The sequence below is a fragment of the Leisingera sp. MMG026 genome, assembly GCF_021654205.1.
Classification (GTDB): Bacteria; Pseudomonadota; Alphaproteobacteria; order Rhodobacterales; family Rhodobacteraceae; genus Leisingera.
This window is the reverse complement of sequence record NZ_JAKFZM010000001.1, coordinates 118,525-137,966: the sequence shown is the minus strand read 5'-3', so window position 1 is coordinate 137,966 and position 19,442 is coordinate 118,525. Positions and strand designations below refer to the sequence as shown.

Annotated in this window: 17 protein-coding genes and 1 tRNA gene; 8 read left to right on the top strand and 10 right to left on the bottom strand. The window is 60.5% G+C overall.

Going from position 1 to position 19,442, the window contains the following annotated elements:
* Positions 1-137: 137 nt before the first annotated feature.
* Positions 138-1,205 (bottom strand): recombinase RecA, encoded by a 1,068-nt coding sequence (recA, locus tag L1069_RS00635; RefSeq protein ID WP_237454460.1) that lies wholly within the window; start codon positions 1,203-1,205, stop codon positions 138-140.
* Between the two features lie 193 nt (positions 1,206-1,398).
* On the opposite strand from recA, the gene L1069_RS00630 reads away from it, so the two are divergent.
* Complete coding sequence (locus L1069_RS00630) at positions 1,399-1,998, top strand: gamma-glutamyl kinase (RefSeq protein WP_237454459.1); 600 nt, start codon at positions 1,399-1,401, stop codon at positions 1,996-1,998.
* A 52-nt stretch (positions 1,999-2,050) separates the two neighbouring features.
* Here L1069_RS00630 and L1069_RS00625 read toward each other — a convergent pair whose 3' ends face one another.
* From L1069_RS00625 to guaB, 3 genes are all read right to left on the bottom strand, one after another.
* Positions 2,051-4,366, bottom strand: a complete 2,316-nt coding sequence (locus L1069_RS00625; protein ID WP_129370824.1) for an ATP-binding protein — start codon at positions 4,364-4,366, stop codon at positions 2,051-2,053.
* Between the two features lie 92 nt (positions 4,367-4,458).
* On the bottom strand, positions 4,459-5,634 hold the full coding sequence (locus L1069_RS00620) for an RsmB/NOP family class I SAM-dependent RNA methyltransferase (protein ID WP_237454458.1): 1,176 nt from the start codon (positions 5,632-5,634) through the stop codon (positions 4,459-4,461).
* 36 nt (positions 5,635-5,670) lie between these two features.
* Positions 5,671-7,119: an IMP dehydrogenase gene (gene guaB, locus L1069_RS00615; RefSeq protein WP_129370822.1), complete on the bottom strand. Its 1,449-nt coding sequence runs from the start codon at positions 7,117-7,119 to the stop codon at positions 5,671-5,673.
* A 187-nt stretch (positions 7,120-7,306) separates the two neighbouring features.
* Between guaB and L1069_RS00610 the strand changes: the two genes are divergently transcribed.
* The 4 genes from L1069_RS00610 to L1069_RS00595 all read left to right on the top strand — a co-directional run bounded on the left by L1069_RS00610 (position 7,307) and on the right by L1069_RS00595 (position 11,690).
* Positions 7,307-8,473 (top strand): CoA transferase, encoded by a 1,167-nt coding sequence (locus L1069_RS00610; protein ID WP_129370821.1) that lies wholly within the window; start codon positions 7,307-7,309, stop codon positions 8,471-8,473.
* A gap of 145 nt (positions 8,474-8,618) precedes the next feature.
* The gene (locus L1069_RS00605) at positions 8,619-10,667 is read left to right on the top strand and encodes an ASKHA domain-containing protein (protein ID WP_129370820.1); all 2,049 of its coding nucleotides are present in this window, start codon (positions 8,619-8,621) and stop codon (positions 10,665-10,667) included.
* A 72-nt stretch (positions 10,668-10,739) separates the two neighbouring features.
* Positions 10,740-10,813, top strand: a tRNA-Gly gene (locus L1069_RS00600).
* 475 nt (positions 10,814-11,288) lie between these two features.
* Positions 11,289-11,690 carry a hypothetical protein gene (locus L1069_RS00595; RefSeq protein WP_237454457.1) on the top strand — a complete coding sequence of 134 codons (402 nt, stop codon included), beginning with the start codon at positions 11,289-11,291 and terminating at the stop codon, positions 11,688-11,690.
* 12 nt (positions 11,691-11,702) lie between these two features.
* Here L1069_RS00595 and L1069_RS00590 read toward each other — a convergent pair whose 3' ends face one another.
* Complete coding sequence (locus tag L1069_RS00590; protein WP_237454456.1) at positions 11,703-11,936, bottom strand: hypothetical protein; 234 nt, start codon at positions 11,934-11,936, stop codon at positions 11,703-11,705.
* Between L1069_RS00590 and L1069_RS00585 the strand changes: the two genes are divergently transcribed.
* Both L1069_RS00585 and L1069_RS00580 read left to right on the top strand, forming a co-directional pair.
* Positions 11,859-12,662, top strand: a complete 804-nt coding sequence (locus L1069_RS00585) for a Calx-beta domain-containing protein (RefSeq protein WP_343328034.1) — start codon at positions 11,859-11,861, stop codon at positions 12,660-12,662. The two genes, L1069_RS00590 and L1069_RS00585, sit on opposite strands and share 78 nt — an antisense overlap.
* A 105-nt stretch (positions 12,663-12,767) precedes the next feature.
* The gene (locus L1069_RS00580; RefSeq protein ID WP_237454454.1) at positions 12,768-13,250 is read left to right on the top strand and encodes a hypothetical protein; all 483 of its coding nucleotides are present in this window, start codon (positions 12,768-12,770) and stop codon (positions 13,248-13,250) included.
* 45 nt (positions 13,251-13,295) lie between these two features.
* Here L1069_RS00580 and pgi read toward each other — a convergent pair whose 3' ends face one another.
* Genes pgi through zwf form a run of 3 tightly spaced genes read right to left on the bottom strand, consistent with a single transcriptional unit; the run spans position 13,296 to position 17,064 of the window.
* A complete protein-coding gene (gene pgi, locus L1069_RS00575) occupies positions 13,296-14,903 on the bottom strand; it encodes a glucose-6-phosphate isomerase (protein ID WP_237454453.1) in 1,608 nt (535 codons plus the stop codon).
* 17 nt (positions 14,904-14,920) lie between these two features.
* Positions 14,921-15,592 (bottom strand): 6-phosphogluconolactonase, encoded by a 672-nt coding sequence (pgl, locus tag L1069_RS00570; RefSeq protein WP_237454452.1) that lies wholly within the window; start codon positions 15,590-15,592, stop codon positions 14,921-14,923.
* A complete protein-coding gene (gene zwf, locus L1069_RS00565) occupies positions 15,589-17,064 on the bottom strand; it encodes a glucose-6-phosphate dehydrogenase (RefSeq protein ID WP_134829825.1) in 1,476 nt (491 codons plus the stop codon). Before zwf ends, pgl begins: the two co-directional genes overlap by 4 nt.
* A 140-nt stretch (positions 17,065-17,204) precedes the next feature.
* Between zwf and L1069_RS00560 the strand changes: the two genes are divergently transcribed.
* The gene (locus L1069_RS00560; protein ID WP_237454451.1) at positions 17,205-18,158 is read left to right on the top strand and encodes a radical SAM protein; all 954 of its coding nucleotides are present in this window, start codon (positions 17,205-17,207) and stop codon (positions 18,156-18,158) included.
* 22 nt (positions 18,159-18,180) lie between these two features.
* Here the strand turns inward: L1069_RS00560 and L1069_RS00555 are convergent, their stop codons facing one another.
* The gene (locus L1069_RS00555) at positions 18,181-18,777 is read right to left on the bottom strand and encodes a hypothetical protein (protein WP_237454450.1); all 597 of its coding nucleotides are present in this window, start codon (positions 18,775-18,777) and stop codon (positions 18,181-18,183) included.
* Positions 18,778-18,858: 81 nt separating this feature from the next.
* The gene (locus L1069_RS00550; RefSeq protein ID WP_237454449.1) at positions 18,859-19,311 is read right to left on the bottom strand and encodes a hypothetical protein; all 453 of its coding nucleotides are present in this window, start codon (positions 19,309-19,311) and stop codon (positions 18,859-18,861) included.
* Positions 19,312-19,442 lie beyond the last annotated feature (131 nt).

The following is a 19,442-nucleotide window of genomic DNA, read 5'->3' as shown; positions in this document are numbered from 1 at the left end:
GCTTAAATAAGCGGTCCGGGCAGGTTTACCCCCCAGCCGGCGCACTGTCTACAGCGCGAAGCGGCGTCTCCCATGAAAAAGGGCGCAGCTTGCGCCACGCCCTCGCATTTCAAATATTTGATCAGATTACCCGGCGCTTAGGCCTCAAGGATATCGTCTGTGCCGCTCAAATCCGGACGGTCGAACTCCAGTCCGTGCGAGGCGCGGATCTTGTCTTCGATATCAATGGCAATCGCCGCATTGTCCCGCAGGAAGGTTTTGGCGTTTTCACGCCCCTGCCCGATCCGCTCATCCCCGTAGGAGAACCAGGCGCCGGATTTGTTGACAACACCCGCCGCCACACCAAGGTCCAGCAATTCCCCCATCTTCGAGATGCCTTCGCCATACATGATGTCGAATTCCACCTGCTTGAACGGCGGCGCCACCTTGTTCTTTACCACTTTGACGCGGGTCGAATTGCCGACCACCTCGTCCCGGTCCTTGATCGCACCGATGCGGCGGATGTCCAGGCGGACGGAGGAGTAGAATTTCAACGCGTTGCCGCCGGTGGTGGTCTCCGGCGAGCCGAACATCACGCCGATCTTCATGCGGATCTGGTTGATGAAGATCACCATGCATTTGGACCGGCTGATCGAACCGGTCAGTTTGCGCATGGCCTGGCTCATCAGCCGGGCCTGCACGCCGACGCTGCTGTCGCCCATGTCGCCCTCAAGCTCGGATTTGGGGGTCAGCGCCGCCACCGAGTCGACGACGACCATGTTCACCGCACCGGAGCGCACCAGCGTATCGGTGATTTCCAGCGCCTGTTCGCCGGTATCGGGCTGCGAAATCAGCAGCTCGTCCAGGTCGACGCCCAGCTTGGCCGCATATTGCGGATCCAGCGCGTGTTCCGCGTCGACAAAGGCGCAGACACCGCCCTTTTTCTGCTGTTCTGCAATGCAATGCAGCGTCAGCGTTGTCTTGCCCGAGCTTTCCGGACCGTAGATTTCGATGATCCGCCCCATCGGCAGGCCGCCGATCCCCAGCGCGATGTCCAGGCCCAGCGATCCGGTCGAGCTGGCCTCGATCTCCTGCAAGGCCGTGCCATCGCCAAGCTTCATGATGGAGCCCTTGCCGAACTGCCGCTCAATCTGGGCAAGCGCGCTGTCGAGCGCCTTTTGCTTGTCACCGCTTACTTTATTTTTCATGGTCAAAAGATCCGCCATAGTCCCTTGTCCCTTTCTATGTGTCACACACCGGGGCGTGCGGCAATCACTGCTTTGTTCACCTCTTGTTCCTTATGAGATCAAAAAGAGAACATTGCAACAGAAAACTCTGTGTACCCACATCAAACTCTGGGTGTTAAAGAAAGATTGATGGTTAATCCGCAGCAAGAAATTTTACCGGGCAGTTAACGGAATGATGATATTTTTCAAAGAACGGCTGGCGCTCCTCTCCGTTCCCAAAACCGGCACCACCGCCTTTCAGGCGGCGTTGCGCAACCGGGCGGATCTGGTGATCTCCGACCCGCCGGAGCTGAAACACGCGCCGCTGTACCGCTACAACCGCTGGATCCGGCCGATGTTTGAGAAGGTCTGCGGTGCCGAACTGGAGGTCGCCGCAGTGATGCGGGAGCCGGTCAGCTGGTTGGGCAGCTGGTACAGGTACCGGCAGCGGCCGGCGCTGGATGGCAACCCGAATTCGACCAAGGATGTCAGCTTTGACGACTTTCTGCACGCCTATTGCAAAGGCAAACCGCCCGCTTTTGCCAATGTCGGCAGTCAAGCGAAATTCCTGGAGCCACAGCCAAATGGCTGCAAGGTCAGCCATCTGTTCCGCTATGAGGATCAGAACGCGTTGAAGCAGTTCCTGGAGTTTCGCCTGGACGTGGAAATCCGGCTGGAGCGCAAAAATGTCAGCCCACAGGCAAGTCTGACACTAAGCCCGGAAGCCCAGAACCATGTCCGGCGAAAGCGTGCTGCGGAATTTGAACTGTACGATTCTATTCCAGCCCGTTGACCATAAAAAGCCGCCGGAAGCGGCGGCTTTTACAGATCTGGATTCCTCAACCTTAATGCAGTTGCGCATGAACCGTTTCGGTCAACTGGTTGAGCGAAAACGGCTTGGGCAGGAAAACCGAATTCGGAACATCCGGGTCAGCCTCGCCAAAGGCCCCTTCGGCATAACCTGAGACAAACACCACCCGGGTATCAGGGCGCTCTTTCAGCGCCTGGCGCACCCAGCTGGGCCCATCCATGCCCGGCATCACCACATCGGTGACAAACACATCCACCGTCAGGCCGGGATCTTCCAGCGTGCGCAATGCGTCCTCGGCGGATTCGGCTTCCAGCACCGTATAGCCCCGCATCCTGAGAGCCCGGGACGCAAAGGCCCGCACCGGAGCCTCATCTTCGACCAGCAGCACCACGCCCTCGCCGTGCTGGGCGGCAACAGCCTTCTCCGTGATCTCGGCCGGTTTTTCAGCGGCAAGCTGGTCGGCCTGCTGTTTGTTGACCGGAAAGAACAGGGTGAACTGGGTGCCGTGCCCCTTGACCGAGTCGACGAAGATGTAGCCGCCGGTCTGCTTAATAATGCCATAGGCCGTGGACAGGCCCAAACCGGTTCCCTCGCCCGTGCGTTTGGTGGTGTAGAAGGGTTCAAACACCTTTTGCAGCTTGTCCGGAGCAATCCCTACACCTTCATCGGACACTTTCACGGTGACCCAATCGCCGGCCGGAACTGTGGCGCGGTTCCGCTCCAGCGGCTTATCCAGCGCGATCACTTCCGTCTCGACCCGGATCTCACCGCCCTGCGGCATCGCATCACGCGCGTTCACCACCAGGTTCATCAGCACCTGTTCCAGCTGCCGCTTATCAGCCCGGATCGACTTCATCACCGGATCGTGGCTGAGGGTCAGGGTGACCTTTTCACCCACCAGCCGGTTCAGCAGATGGGTCAGGTCCGACAGCGTGTCCCGCACATCCAGGGTTTCCGGCTGCAGGGTCTGTTTGCGCGAAAACGCCAGCAGCTGGCTGACAAGCGAGGCCGCCCGGTTGGCGTTCTCGTGGATCTGGATCAAATCGCCATAGTCCTGGTCGCCCTGATCGTGGCGCAGCAACAGCAAATCGCAGTGGCCGGAAATCGCGGTCAGCAGGTTGTTAAAGTCATGCGCAACACCGCCCGCCAGCTGCCCGATTGCCTGCATCTTCTGGCTTTGCACAAATTGCGCTTCCAGCGTCTTCAACTCGGTCGCGTCATTCAGCACTGCGATCAGCATCGGAGTGCCCTCTTCCACCACCCGGGTGAGAGTCACCTGAACAAAGACTTCCTTGTCAGCACGCGACAGGCGCAGGAATTCAGACTTGTTCGGCGCCAGCCCGTCGGCGGTATCGCGCAGCCAGTCTGACATCGGGCGGCCTAGCCCTTCCATCAGCTGGCCAAGTTTCAGATTGGCACAGCTTTCAATCCCCAAAAGACGCAGGGCCATGCGGTTGCTGGTCAGAATTTCACCTGTAGGAGCAACCTTAAGGAACGGCACAGGCAGCGCTTCCAACCCGGCTTGGGCAGAGTCGAAACTGCCTTCATCCACTTCCATGAGAAACAATTCGCTGCGGCCCTGGGTGCGGTTTTTCTCGCTGACCAGCACCTGAACCGGGCCGGACTTGGTGCTGAGAGTATTGATCTGCCCGGGCATGACCGGCAGCGCAGGGAACAAACGGTCGGTGGATTTCACACGCTCGCCGATCAGGCTGCGGGCCGCCTCATTCATGAACAAAACAGCGCCAGTGCGGCCAACCGTGATCATCGGAACCGGCATCGTTTCCGCACCGCGCCCGTTGCCGCCGCGGTCAAGGATATCTTCCACCCGCCACAGAAAGCTGCCGCCGTTCATCTGGTGAACCGCCAGCCGCACATGGCCGCGCCGGGTCACGATATCCTCGCGGGCGGCACCATCAACGCGGGCGCGGCTTTGCAGCCGGTACAAGACCGCCGACGGGTTGGCCAGGATCGACCGCAAAGTTCCTGCCAACGTGTCGCGGCTGCCGTCCTGGAACCGTTTTACAGCGGCCCCGTTGCAGGCATGGATCACTCCATCGCCGTCCGTGACAAAACTTGGCGTGGCATCTTTTTCGATAAAGCCGGTCAGCAGCTCCGCCGCCATCGACCGCGCATTCAGACGCATCCGGGTTTGAATAACCATCAGCACCGCCACAGCCGCAAGTGTCAGCCCCACCATGACAAAACCGCGGCCCATCCAATCGGGCAGCGGCATCAGCCAGGGGCCTGACAGCAGCAGCAGGGCCAGCAGCAGTGTCGCGGCCAGCCGGACGTGCTCGGGGGCATAAACCCGCAGTTCCGGAACGGAAGTTTCTTGGCGACCGGACATTACGGCTCCATGGACAATGCAAAGTGACGCCATAACGCGGCGGTTTTGGTTAAAACCACGTTAAGAAACACAAAGGTTTCCCGGCGGCGACCCTAACAACCGCCCTTTGCGCGCGTCAACACAGCAACAAAGAAACCATCGGTGCCGTTTTGCACGTGCCAGCTTTGCTGCGCCGCCAGCGACCAGCCCTCGTTCTCTTGCAAAAACCTTTGAACTTGCTCAGAGTTTTCGCCATTCAGCACCGAGCAGGTGGCATAGGCCAGGGTCCCGCCAGGCGCCGTCAGGCTTGCCGCTGTGCGCAAAATATCTGCTTGGATCTGATGCAGGTCCTGCAGGTTTTCAGGCGTCAGCCGCCATTTGCCTTCGGGTGCCCGCCGCCAGGACCCGGAACCGGAACAGGGGGCATCGCACAGCACCAGGTCAAACGGCCCGCTGCTGTCAAGGTCCGCAGTCAACAGCTGCTGCACCTGCACACCCGCCCGGGCCGCGCGTTCGGGCAGGTCCTTCATGCGCTTGGGATCGGCATCATGGACAAACAGCCGGAGGTCCGCCTGCGCGGCCATGGCCAATGCCTTGCCGCCGCCGCCGGCGCAGTAATCCAGCACTTTCATGCCGTCTTGCAATGGCAACAGCGCTGTTACAGCCTGGCTTGCTGCGTCCTGCAATTCAACAAGACCGTCCTGGTACACTTTGGTGTTGCGCAGCTTGCGGGCGCCTTCGGTCACTTCCAGCGCTGTGGCGGCGGCTGGATGCGGCCGGGTGGCGATGCCGTCGGCGCTCAGCGCCTCTTGCGCTTGCACAAGCGTGGCGCGGGCAATGTTCACCCGCAAATGCACCGGCGCACGGCTGCGCAGAGCCAGCGCTGCGGCCTCAGCCTGGTCCCCAAGACTGCTGCTGAACTCAGGCCACAGCCAATCGGGAATATCCAGCGCCTCTGCCGCTTCCGGCGGAGAAGGCAGCTGACGTTCCGCCTCGGTCAAAGGTGCAGGCCCATACCCCTGTCCGCTAAAGAATTCGTCCGGGTCCTGCCCCGCTTCCCGCAAGGCGCCCAAAACCAGCCCCCGGCCGCTGTGCGCGCCGCCAAGGACTGCGTGCGACCGCTGGCACCGCACCGCTGTAAACACATGGTCACGCACCGCGGCGCGGTCTTTAGATCCGGCAAACCGGCTCCGGCGTCCCCAGGAGGTCAGCGCCTTTTCCGCAGGCTCGCCCTCCAGAATCCGGTCAAGAACCTCAATGGCCGCCTGCAGGCGGGCGGCGGGGGTCATGCCCCTGCCTTTTGATTGCACGCAGCCATCATCAGCTTATCCTGCCCGGTAGTTCGGTGCTTCGCGGGTGATCTGCACGTCATGCACATGGCTTTCCTTCAACCCGGCGCCGGTAATGCGGACAAAATTGCAGTTCTTGCGCATCTCATCCACGGTCGCACAACCGGTATAGCCCATTGCTGCACGCAAACCGCCGACCAATTGGTGAACCACCGGCCCGGCGCCGCCTTTGTAGGGGACCTGGCCTTCGATGCCTTCCGGCACCAGCTTGTCGCTGGCGGCGTCTTTCTGGAAATACCGGTCCGCCGAGCCGCGCGCCATAGCCCCCATCGAGCCCATGCCGCGGTAAGATTTGAACGAGCGGCCCTGATACAGGATCACCTCGCCCGGGGATTCATCCGTGCCCGCGATCATCGATCCAACCATGGCGCAGGAGGCACCCGCCGCAATCGCCTTGGCAAAATCACCCGAGAATTTGATGCCGCCGTCAGCGATCACCGGGATATCACCGGCCGCATTTGCGCAATCCATGATCGCGGTCAGCTGCGGCACGCCGACACCGGCCACCATGCGGGTGGTGCAGATCGAACCCGGGCCGATGCCGACCTTGACCGCATCAGCGCCCGCATCAATCAGCGCACGGGTGGCTTCAGCCGTGGCAACGTTGCCGGCAATCACCTGCACCGCGCCATACTGTGCCTTAATCCGCTTTACCGCGTCGATCACGCCCGCCGAATGGCCATGCGCCGTATCCACAACGACGATATCAACACCTGCGTCGATCAGCGCCTCGGAGCGGGCAAAGCCGCTGTCGCCGACCGAGCTGGCGGCGGCAACCCGCAGGCGGCCCAGCTCATCCATGCAAGCGGTCGGGTGCAGCACAGCCTGTTCGGTGTCTTTGAGGGTCAGCAGCCCCGTCAGCCGGCCATCTTTGTCGGAGACCAGCAGTTTTTCGATCCGGCGCGCCTTCATCAGCGATTTGGCTTCTTCCAGATCGGCCGGCTCCTGCAGCATCGCCAGATTGTCAGAGGTCATCATCACCGACACCGGTGTGCTGTCATCCGAGGCAAAGCGCATGTCGCGGTTGGTAACGATACCAACCACGCGGCCCGCGCCATCCACCACCGGGAATCCAGTCACCCGGTAGCGTTCCTGCAGCGCCTTGGCATCGGCCAGGGTCTGGTCTGCGGTCAGCGTAATGGGGTTATAGACGATCCCCGAGATAAAGCGTTTGACCCGGCGCACTTCGCGGGCCTGCTCTTCCACGTTCAGGTTCTTGTGGATCACCCCCATACCGCCGGCCTGGGCCATGGCAATCGCCATGCGGGACTCGGTCACTGTGTCCATGGCCGAGCTTAAAAGCGGGATGTTCAGCGATACCGACTGCGTCACCCGGGTGCGCGTATCAGCGGTATTGGGCAGTACGCTCGACGCGCCTGGCACCAGTAGAACATCATCAAAGGTGAGAGCCTCACGAATCTGCATTGGTCATCCTCATGCATAACCCCGTTTGGCGGTGACCCTATGGCACAGAACCCACCGGGGGGAAAGAGGCAGCAGGCAAGAATTCCTGCAGTGCAGCAATCTCTTTCGGGCGGCTCTGATCTGGGTCAATGCGCGCAGGCCTGCTTGGCGTATCAGAAAACCTGCAAGGATGATGCAGGATATTGCCATGCCCGCCCCATTGGAAAACGTCACCGTGCTGGACCTCACCCATGTTCTGGCCGGTCCTTACTGTTCAATGATCCTGTCGGATCTTGGCGCTGAAATCATCAAGGTGGAACGCCCCGGAACAGGCGACGACACCCGCACCTTCCCGCCGTTCAAGGAGGGAGAAAGCGCTTATTTCGCCACCATCAACCACGGCAAGAAAAGCATTGCACTGGACCTGAAGGCGCCCGAGGACCGCGCGGTTTTTGAGCGGCTGCTGGCGCAGGCCGACGTGCTGCTGGAGAACTACCGCCCCGGCGTGATGCAGCGGCTGGGCTATGGCTGGGAAGATCTGCACGCCAGATACCCGCGGCTGATCTATGGTGCCGTGTCGGGCTTTGGCCACTCTGGCCCCGATGCTTTGAGGCCGGCCTATGACATGGTGGTCCAGGCCCGCGGCGGAGTGATGTCGATCACCGGCGAAAAGGACCGCGACCCGGTGCGCGTCGGTGCCTCGATCGGCGATATCGTTGCCGGCATGTTTCTGGGCCACGGCGTCCTGGCAGCCCTTCTGGACGTGCAGAAAACCGGTCAGGGCCGGTTCATCGACGTCGCCATGCTGGACAGTCAGCTGGCGCTGCTGGAGCACGCTATCGCTATCACATCGGTCACCGGACAAGCCCCGCAGCCCTCCGGCGCCCGGCATCCGTCAATCACCCCGTTTGAGACGTTCCACGCGTCAGACGGGCTGTTTGTGATTGCTGCCGGCAATGACGCGCTGTTTGCCCGGCTCTGTGACGCGCTGGATTTGCCGCTTGCCGAAGACCCGCGTTTTGCCACCAACCCGGCGCGCTGCGAAAATGCACGCCTTCTGAAACGCTTGATCGAAGCGATAACCTTAGGGAACAGCAAAGACCACTGGATCGGGGTTCTGACCGGGGCGGGCATTCCGACAGGGCCGATCCAGACGGTGGATCAGGTCATGAAGGACCCGCAGATCCTGGCCCGTAATATGGTTGTCGAAGTTCTGGGGAAAAACGGCCAATCCGCAAAATTGTCGGCTGGCAATCCGATAAAAATGAGCGGTCTGGCAGATCCGGCAACCCGCGCCCCTGCTCCGCAGCTGGATGGCAACCGGGCAGAGATTCTGGCGTGGCTGAAAGAGGTTGAGGCACAAGCCGCCCCCTGACAGCCGGCCTGATAAAAACCGCATCCCAAAGTCACCAAATATGGAAAAATGGCGCCAGCAGACGGGAAAATGCCGCCCATTGCCTTTCGCCTGCCGCAAAAGCCCATATGCTCCGCCTAAATTGCGGAATGAGAAGGCTACAGGCATGACTGACGAACCCCTCGTTGTGTTTACCCCATCCGGCAAGCGCGGGCGTTTCCCCGCGGGCACGCCGATCCTTACCGCCGCGCGGCAGCTTGGGGTCGACCTCGACTCGGTCTGCGGCGGCCGCGGGATCTGTTCGAAATGCCAGATCACCCCGTCCTATGGTGAGTTTTCCAAACATGGCGTGACCGCCGAAGAAGGCGCGCTGAGCGAATGGAACAAGGTTGAACAGCGCTATAAGGACAAGCGCGGCCTGATCGACGGCCGCCGTTTGGGCTGCCAGGCCACCGTGCAGGGCGATATCGTGATCGACGTGCCGCCGGAAAGCCAGGTCCACCGCCAGGTGGTGCGCAAGCGCGCCGAGGCCCGCGACATCACCATGAACCCTTCCACCCGCCTGTTCTATGTCGAGGTCGAAGAGCCCGACATGCATAAACCGACCGGTGACATGGAACGGCTGATCGAGGCGCTGGAGGCCCAGTGGCAGCTGAAGGGCGTCAAAACCGATCTGCATATCCTGCATGCGCTGCAGCCTGCCCTGCGCAAGGGCGGCTGGAAGGTGACCGTGGCCGTGCATCTGGGCGACGCAAGCCACCCGCCCAAGATCATGCATATCTGGCCAGGCTTCTACGAAGGCACTGTGTACGGCCTCGCGGTTGATCTCGGCTCTACCACCATTGCCGCGCATCTGTGCGACCTGAAAACCGGCGAGGTCGTCGCCTCCTCCGGTATCATGAACCCGCAGATCCGCTTTGGCGAAGACCTGATGAGCCGGGTGTCCTATTCGATGATGAACAAGGGCGGCGATCAGGAAATGACCCGCGCGGTGCGTGAGGGCATGAACGCGCTGTTCACCCAAATCGCGGCTGAGGCGGAGATTGACAAGGCGCTGATCGTGGATGCGGTCTTTGTCTGCAACCCGGTAATGCACCATCTGTTCCTTGGCATCGACCCGTTCGAGCTGGGCCAGGCCCCGTTTGCGCTTGCAACCTCCAATTCCTTGGCGCTGCGCGCAGTGGAATTGGATCTGAACATCCACCCCGCCGCCCGCGTCTATCTGCTGCCCTGCATCGCCGGCCACGTCGGCGCTGACGCTGCCGCGGTGGCACTGTCCGAAGCACCTGATAAGTCTGAAGATCTGGTGCTGGTCGTCGATGTCGGCACCAACGCCGAGATCCTGCTGGGCAACAAGGAGAAGGTGCTGGCCTGTTCCTCCCCCACCGGCCCCGCGTTCGAGGGCGCACAGATCTCCAGCGGTCAGCGCGCTGCCCCCGGCGCCATCGAACGCGTCGAGATCAACCCTGAGACCAAGGAACCCCGCTTCCGGGTGATCGGCTCGGAAATCTGGTCGGATGAGGACGGTTTTGGCGAAGCCATTGCCACCACCGGCATCACCGGCATCTGCGGCTCCGGCATAATCGAGGCGATAGCCGAGATGCGCCTGGCCGGGGTGCTGGACGCCTCCGGCCTGATTGGCTCGGCAGAACAGGCCGGCACGGCCCGCTGCATCCAGGACGGGCGCACCAACGCTTATATGCTGTGGGACGGCTCTGCCGACGGCGGTCCGACCATTACCGTCACCAACCCGGATATCCGCGCGATCCAGATGGCCAAGGCGGCGCTTTATTCCGGTGCGCGCCTGCTGATGGACAAATTCGGCGTTGAAACGGTGGACCGGGTGGTTCTGGCCGGTGCATTCGGCGCGCATATTTCGGCCAAGCACGCGATGGTGCTGGGCATGATCCCCGACTGTGTGCTGGACAAGGTAACCTCGGCTGGCAACGCCGCAGGCACCGGGGCCCGCATTGCGCTGTTGAACACCGAAGCACGCAACGAGATCGAGGAAACCGTCCGCAACATCGAGAAGATCGAAACCGCCGTGGAGCCGCGCTTCCAGGAGCATTTCGTGAACGCATCAGCCATTCCGAACTCAGCTGAACCGTTCCCGATCCTTGGCACCGTGGTGACCCTGCCGCAAGTGAACTTCAACACCGGCGGCGGAGACAGCGAAGGCGCTGGCGGAGGCCGCCGCCGCCGCCGCCGCGGCTGACCTTTCCGCATGAAAATACGCTGCGATGCCCTTGACCTCACTGGCGTCGCGGCATAATCCTTTGCTCAACGAGCGGGTATGGTGAAATGGTATCATGCGAGCTTCCCAAGCTTAAGGCGCGGGTTCGATTCCCGCTACCCGCTCCAAATCTCCCAACACTTTTTCCTTGCTTTCAATGTGATAGTGGAAGCTGCCCCTGCAGTTCCGATTGACGATACTGCATTAAAAGGCAAAATCGGGGCCACAAAGGCAGCTTCTGGAGCGTGAGACCCGGAAGTAATCCCAAAGTATTTGTCTACTGCACTGAGGCGCCGCCCCTTGCGCCCATCCAGAAACACAGGATTTCCAGCATTCCACCAGAAGCGGCTGCGTGCAGTCCGGTTATAAGCTGCATGCGTCAGCCCCCCAAGGGCAGGCAAATCATAGGTTTGCAACGAGCGCCCCGCCGGTCTTGACCTTCGCATACGAAAATTCCCCGTAAAAGACGAACGCCTCGCCCTACCCTTAAATGGTCCCTTAACCAACAGGGGCAGCGGCCCGCAGGTAACGAGTGAATGTTTAATCAGCTTGGCGGGCCGCATTTTCAAACCGGCCGGCGCATCCTTTACGGGTCGGTCAGCCGTGCTGCGGCAAAGCGACTTTGCGCTGGACGATGTTGGCGCGGGTCTGGACCGGGCGGTCTTTGTTTCCTCACCGGTTGTGGTGGAGGGAAATGGCGGCACCCGGAAAGCGTGTTTCACCATCCGCCCGTCCGAACCTGCCGCCAGCAGCCTCACGCTGGATTACCGGACCAAGAACGGCAATGCGATCGCAGGCGAGGACTGCATCGGGGCTTTCGGGTACAGCCACGATCCTGGACAACGACGGCAGCAGCGGTTTACCGGCTTTTTCGCTGACCTCAGTCAATGCAGTGGAAAGCACCGGTTCGGGGTTTGGCAGCACAGTTGTTTTCACGCTGATGCTGTCGCAGCCCGCCGAAGATGCGGTCGAGGTGAACTGCAGGTCAATGGCGGGCGCTGCTGACGAGTCTATTGATTATCCGGGCTTCAATGGCACCTTGGCTTTTGCGCCTTGCGAGACGTCCAAAACGGTTGAGGTCTGGGTAAGGCTGACCGCATTTCCGAGACCGATGAAAGTTTCGGCATCGAACTGTTTGATCCCAGCGGCGGCATTTTCACCGGCAACGCCAAGGTGCTGCGCGCGGACGCCGTTATCCTGGGTGACGATGGCGTCAATCTCGACCGCTTCATTCAGGTAACGGCGACCCAAACTAAGGAGCCCTTTCAAGACGGCCGGTTTGCAGCCTTTGAAGTGATCCTGTCCGACCCTTTCAGTAGCACTGACAAAATCCGCTATACCACCAAGGACAACAAGGCCAAAGCCGGGCAAGATCACGTGGAAACCAAAGGGGCGTTAACCTTTGCACCCAGTCAGACCAAGGCCGCTGTGAATGCGGGGCTGCTGCCTGATTACCGGGCTGAAGGGACCGAAGCCTTCTTGCTGGTGCTGAAACAAGGCAGCTTTCCAGCTGGATTGAACGTGACCAGCGGCATCACCGCCGCCAATGCCCGGATCCTTGACGATGACATCAGGGGCACCGGCAGAAAGGACGGCATCTACGGCACTGGCAGACCGGAGGGAATTCATGGCCCCGGCGGCGCTGACTGGCTGGAAGGCGGCAAGGGAGCGGATGTCTTTGTCTTTTACAGCGGAGATTCCGGTACGAGGCCAAACAAACGCGACACGGTCACCGATTTCAATCGCAAGCAGGGCGATAAGGCCGATCTCAGCGAAATCGACGGCGACCGCGATGCACCCGGTGTTCAGGACCTGATGTGGATTGGCCGGGATGCGGAATTCTCAGGCGCTGGCGAGGTCAGGTTCGATACCGCCCGGTCGCTTTTGGAAATCAATCTGGACGGTGACCCGGCTGCTGAGATGCGAATAGATTTTGATGGCCTGGACGTATTCGGCGCGCGGGATCTGATATTCTGAGTGCGGCCCCATTGCCACCTGCCAGCGCGTGGTTCTGCAAAACTGTGCTAACCTGACGCGGTCCGTCTGTGCAATGCAGGCGGATTGTTTTGAGAGGGAACCAGTATGAAACGTCATTGTTTGTTTATGGCACTGTTTTGCGCCTTCAGCGCGGGAGGCGGAATTGCCGGCACGACCTGGGACCAGGCAGGCACTGGAACGGGTATCTCGACCAGCTCTGTAACTGAAATTGCCGACGGGCACATGGTGATGCAAATCAGCAGTTCCTATGACAACATGGAAATGGCAGATGCCGCGCACCCGATGAACGGTGCGTCAGGGCCGTGTTTCGGCGCGGTTGAGATTGCGTCCGGCAGCGTTGACGGCGGCGGCATATGCGCCTTTACCAGCAGTACCGGTGACAAGGTTGTGCTGCATTGGACTGCTGAAGCAATGGATCCGTCCGGCGCCCTGACCGGCAGCTGGAAACTGACTGGCGGCACTGGACACTGGTCGGATGCCGAGGGCGGCGGCGGCTTCTCGTCAATGACAGACCCGGAAACCGGGAAATTCGTCAATACCATCACCAGCAGCGTGACACTGCCCTGAATTGGCGGCGGGGCTTGACCTGCCCCGCCTGCACTAATGCCTGTCTCAGGCCTTGGAATTACGCACGAAGTCCAGCAAGGCACGGGTGGACCCGTCCTTGCCCGCATCATCTTTCTCACCCGCCAGCAGCGGCATCAGGGAATCTGCCAGTTCCTTGCCCAGTTCCACGCCCCATTGGTCAAAGGAATTGATGCCAAGGATCACGCCTTCGGCAAACACCCGGTGTTCATAAAGCGCGATGATCTGGCCCAGCACATAAGGTGTCAGCTGCGGGTAGATCAGCGTGGTTGAAGGCCGGTTGCCCGGAAAAACCCGGTGGCGCGCCTGACGTTCCAGCTCGGCGCCTTCATACCCAGCATCCCGCATCAGCGCGCTGGCTTCCTCCAGGCTGCGTCCGCGCATCAGAGCCTCGGACTGGGCCAGGCAGTTGACCACCAGCAACCGGTGATGCGGCTCCAGCTCCGGTTCATGCCCCTTGGCTGCAACCAGGAATTCTGCAGGCACGACCGACGTGCCCTGATGCAGCAGCTGATAAAAAGCATGCTGCCCGTTGGTGCCCGGCTCGCCCCATACGACAGGCCCTGAGGGATACGGCAAAGGCGCGCCATCCATCGCAACAGACTTGCCGTTTGATTCCATCTCCAGCTGCTGCAGATAGGCCGGCAGGCGCCGCAGCCGCTGGTCGTACGGCAGCACCGCGCGGGTCGGATGGCCGCAGACCTGATTGTGCCAAATGCCGGTCAAAGCCAGCATCACCGGCATGTTCTGTTCCCAGGGGGCCGTGCGGAAATGGTCGTCCATCGCCTTGCCGCCAGCCAGGAATTCACGGAAGCGGTCCGGGCCGACCGCCAGCATCAGGCTCAGCCCGATCGGGCCCCACACCGAATAACGCCCGCCGACCCAATCCTCAAACCCGAACACATGCTCCCGCGGGATGCCGAAGGCGGCGGTTTCCTCTTCGGAAGTCGACAGCGCCAGGAATTGGCGCGCAGGTTCACCGCCGCCGGCCTCGATCCATCGCCGCGCGGTCGCGGCGTTGGTCATGGTTTCGACTGTGGTGAAAGTTTTGGAGGCAACAATCACCAAAGTTGTTTTCGGATCAATCCGTTGCAGGATGTCGTGAATGTGAGCGCCGTCGACGTTGGACACAAAATGGCACCGCGGCCCGTCGTGATACGGTGCCAGCGCCAGCGCCGCCATCACCGGCCCCAAGTCAGACCCGCCGATGCCAATGTTCACCACATCGGTAAAGGGGCCGCCGGGGCCTGCCAGTTTGCCCGAGCGCACACGCCGCGCCAAACGCTCCATCCGCCCGAGCGTCGCGCGCAGAGGAGCACGGATATCCTCCCCCTCGACGATCAGTTCAGGACCGTCGGGATCCCGCAGCGCTGTATGCAGCACCGCGCGCTGCTCGGTTTCATTGATCTCTCGGCCTTCAAACATGGCATCACGCCGCCCGGCTACATTCTGCTGGTTGCACAATGCCGTCAGCGCCGCGCGCACTTCGACGGTGATCTGCGTCTTGGAGTAGTCGAACAAAAGCGCTTCAAACCGCACGCTGAACATATCAGCGCGGTTCGGATCTTTTTCAAACAACCCGGAAATACTCTCACCGCATTCCTGGGAACGCAGCGACTTCAAATCCTTGAACATATCAATCTTTCCTGAATTCAAGGCGCCCAATGCACGGATACCTCGGACATTACCGCTTGGATTGGCGCGGTTTCCGGCGGCAATGCCAGCGCCTGTTCAAGCGCCCGGCGCTTGGCGTCCCCGAAAATCACCAAATGTTTGGCTATGGCGGCATCCAGCACCCGTGCTGTCAGGCTGATACGCGCTTCGGGCTGACTGTCAGGCCGCATGACAATAAGCGCAGGCGCATCCGCTGCCAGTGCATCCTCGATCCCTTCAGCGCCAGGAAACAGCGAGGCTGTGTGCATGTCCTCGCCCATTCCCAAAAGCAGGACGGACAGCGGCAATTGCGGCACAACCTGGCTTTCCAGTTCCGCCAGCACCTCTTCTGGCTGCCGCTCCGGCACATGAAACGGCAGCAATTGCGCCGCCGCTGCCCGGTTCTGCAGCAACCGTGCGCGGATCATTGCTGCATTGGAGCGCGCGCTGTCTGCGGGCACCCAGCGTTCATCCGTGGCCATAATCTGCACCCTGTCCCACTCAATGTCGGCAGCGCACAGGTCGTCAAAGATCATCCCCGGCGTGGTTCCGCCCGCCACTGCAAAAGAAGCCGCATCATGTGTGAGAAGATGGGTTTTCAGATCGCCTGCAATTTCATTGGCGACTTCGATCGCCAGCATGTCCTGATCAGGGTATTCGTTGAATTTCATGGGTTTATCCCTCTCCATTCACGCCCGTCGCGGCGCATCAGCAAATCGGCATCGCCGGGTCCGGTGCTGCCGCTTTCATAAGGTTTAGGCACATCGCCCCGGGACTTCCAGCCCGCAATCAGCGGATCCGTCCAGGCCCAGGCCGCCTCAACCTCGTCGCCTCTCATAAACAACGTCTGGTTGCCGCGCACAACATCCATGATCAGCCGTTCATAGGCATCCGGCGGATCGCCGCCCTCAGGTCCCAGCGCCTCGGCAAAGCTCATGTCCAGCGGCACGTCGATCAGCCGCATTCCGCCCTGCCCCGGTTCCTTGATTGTCACGCTCAGCGTGATGCCTTCGTTGGGTTGCAGGCGGATCTTCAGATGGTTTGCATGGCGCCCGGCCTCGGCCCCGAAGATCGAATGCGGCGCGTCCTTGAACATCACATTGATAACCGAAGACCGGTTCACCAGCCGCTTGCCGGTGCGCAAGTAGAACGGCGTGCCCGCCCACCGCCAGTTGCTGATATGCGCCTTCAAGGCAACATAGCTTTCGGTGCTGCTGCGCGGATTGCTGACCAGCCCTCGGTACGAAGGATGCGGGTCTGACGGATCCAGGCGCGCCTGATACTGGCCGCGCACGATGTGATGCGGCTCAACCGGGTCCAGTGCGCGGATCACTTTAAGCTTTTCATCACGCACCGCGTCCGGGTCGAATTTGGCCGGCGGCTCCATCGCGATCAGGCACAAGAGCTGCATCAGATGGTTCTGCATCATGTCGCGCATTGCGCCTGCGCGTTCATAATATTCCTCGCGCCCCTCGACACCTACGGTCTCGGCCACGGTGATCTGAATGTGATCGACATACTGGCTGTTCCACAACGGTTCAAACAGCATGTTGCCGAACCGGACCGCCATCAGGTTCTGCACGGTTTCCTTGCCCAGGTAATGGTCGATCCGGTAAATCTGGCTTTCATCGAAATGGCTGGCCAGCGTCCGGTTCAGCTCCTGCGCAGAGGCCAGGTCCCGGCCGAACGGTTTTTCCACAACAATCCGCGTATCTGCATTGGCCAGCCCATGGACGTGCAGCCGCTCTGCCAGCGGGCCGAACAGGCCTGGCCCTACCGAGAAATAGAACATGCGGACCGGCGCCTCATCGTCCGGCCGCAACTGGCGGCTCAACTCCTGCCAGCCCGCCTCTCCCAAAGCGTCAAGCGCAACATAGCTGATCCGCTCCAGAAACGCCTCCAATGCACCGCCGCCGCAGGCCTTGGGGCCCGCGTGCGCCCGCACCGCTTCGGCCACGATTGTGCGGTATTCAGCACTGGACAACCCAGAGCGCGCAGCCCCGATAATCCGCTCAGCCCCAGTCAGCTGGCCAGCGCAATGACGGCGGAACAAGGCCGGCAGGATCTTGCGCTGCGCAAGATCGCCAGTGCCGCCAAAAATCACCAGGTCAAACGGGTCGACCGGTATCACACGCGAAACCATTCTTGTTCTTCCTGTTCAAGCCGGTGCAGGCGCAGCACACCGCCGCTCACATCCCTGTCATGTGCCTGCCCGGCTGCTTTCCATTCCTGCGTAGTATAAGGTAGCTTGCCGCGAAAGGAACTGCCCCAAAGGACATCCGCATGAAAGACCTGCAAAAACCCGTCGCGAACCTAGGCAAGTTTCAAGACGCCTTTGTGACGGCCAATGGTCAGCAACGCGCATCGGTGCCGCTCAGCAATCCCGAGACCCTTTGGTTCAACACCGGCACGCTGTGCAATATCGAATGCACAAATTGCTATATCCTAAGCTCTCCTACCAATGACGCACTGGTCTATCTGACCGAGGCCGAAGTGCAAAGCTATCTCAGCCAGATCGGGGAACGCAACTGGCCAATCCGCGAAATCGGCTTTACCGGCGGCGAGCCGTTCATGAACCCCGCGATGATCGCCATGGCCCGGGCGGCGCTGGAGCGCGGCTTTGACGTGCTGATCCTGACCAATGCCATGCGCCCGATGATGCGCAAGACTGTGAAATCCGGATTGCTGGCCCTGCGGGAGGAATTCGGGAACAAGCTGACACTGCGCATCTCGGTCGATCATCACCGCGAATCCCTGCACGACAAAGAGCGCGGCGCCGGCAGTTTTGCCAAAACCATCGAAGGCATGGAATGGCTGCGCGACAACGGCGTCCGGATGACTGTGGCAGGCCGCACTGTCTGGGGGGAAAGCGAAGCCGAGGCCCGTAACGGCTATGCCGCTTTGTTTGCCGCGCATGGCTTTGCAATTGATGCGTATAACCCGGGTCAGACGGTTTTGTTTCCCGAGATGGACGAAACCGTGGAAGTGCCCGAAATCACAACCGCCTGCTGGGGTATCCTGGGCAAATCCCCGGACAGCGTCATGTGCGCTTCATCCCGCATGGTCGTTAAACGCAAAGGCGCCAAGGCACCGGCTGTGCTGGCCTGCACACTGCTGCCTTATGCACCTGAGTTCGAGATGGGCGAAACCCTGGCCGAGGCGGAACGCCCGGTGCAGCTGAACCACCCCCATTGCGCCAAGTTCTGCGTTCTGGGAGGCGCCAGCTGCTCGGCGTAACGCCTCCTCTCTTGGGCGGGGCTTAGTAGTCCCAGTTGCCCACGGTGAAATTGCCGGCGGTCAATTCGACATCCGTTTCGAATTCCACCAGGACGTTGCTGCCGTAATAGAGCTTGTCCGCGCCGTTATCCATGAACAGCCGGTCTTCCTCTGCGGCCTCCCATTCGCCCCGGTCGAACAGGACGTCTGTATCTCTTGGGATCGCCCGGCTGGATTCCTGGCGATCGAACACAAACACGTCTTTTGCAGCGGAAAAATCTTCAACAACTGCAACGGTGGAATAGGCATCCAATTCCACAAACAGACGATCCCTGCCGCCGCCTGTCTTGATGGTGTCGGCTGCGTTCGCAAAGCTGCCGGTCAGCACGTAGATGTCATCCGACCCGCCGCCGGCATTCAGACTTTCCGAATGCATGCCTTCCAGAACAACCGTATCAGCGCCCCTGCCGGTTTTGATCACCGCGTCCAGCCCGCCTGGCGACGTAATGGTCGAGCCATTGATGATAACCGTGTCATTGCCGTTGCCGGTTTTCACCGTGATATCTGCAGTAACGCCCCAATTGCCGTTGAATTCAAAATAGTCCTTGCCGCTGCCGGTGTTCACCTTCAGGTCGCTCACGTCGGCGTTCGCGGTGTACAGGACGCTGTCTGCGCCGGCGGATGTGTTGACACGGATGCTGTTTTCCGATGCGTCGGCTTGCTAGTAGATATTCAGCGTGTCGTCCTTCACCCCGCTCTGGATGGTGAAGCGGCCATCTCCCGTAACTGCGTTCAAAAATATGTCATAAAACCAATGCTCAACAGAAATGACGCTGGTCTCAATGGAATTCAGATCCAGAGTGGAGCCACCTGACAAGACTGCAGATACTTTTGATTTTACAGTGTCGTAACCGCTGCCGCCATCAAAGCTGAGCTGGCTGTACTTGCTGAGGTTGTCAGCATCTTCGGTCATGCTGAAGCTCAACAATTCCAGCGTGTCATCGCCGCTGCCGCCAAAGAAACGGTCGGTCAGATCCGGAATGTTCACACCATCCGGATTGTGATGATACAGCGTGAAATCATCGTCGCCGCCCCGCCCGTAAAAACTCTCCCGGATCGTCGAGGACGCCACGAAGATGTTTTCGAACTGGTTTCCAAAAAAGTTCTTGCGCATGAATCCCTGCCTGCTTTCCCTGTGCCCCGGGTCCCGATAGGAATACCGTGAGCCGGTCCGGGTGCTTTAAACACGCATAGGACTAGGGCGGCCACCGCATGCACGCAACGGCAAAGACTGCCGCACGGCCC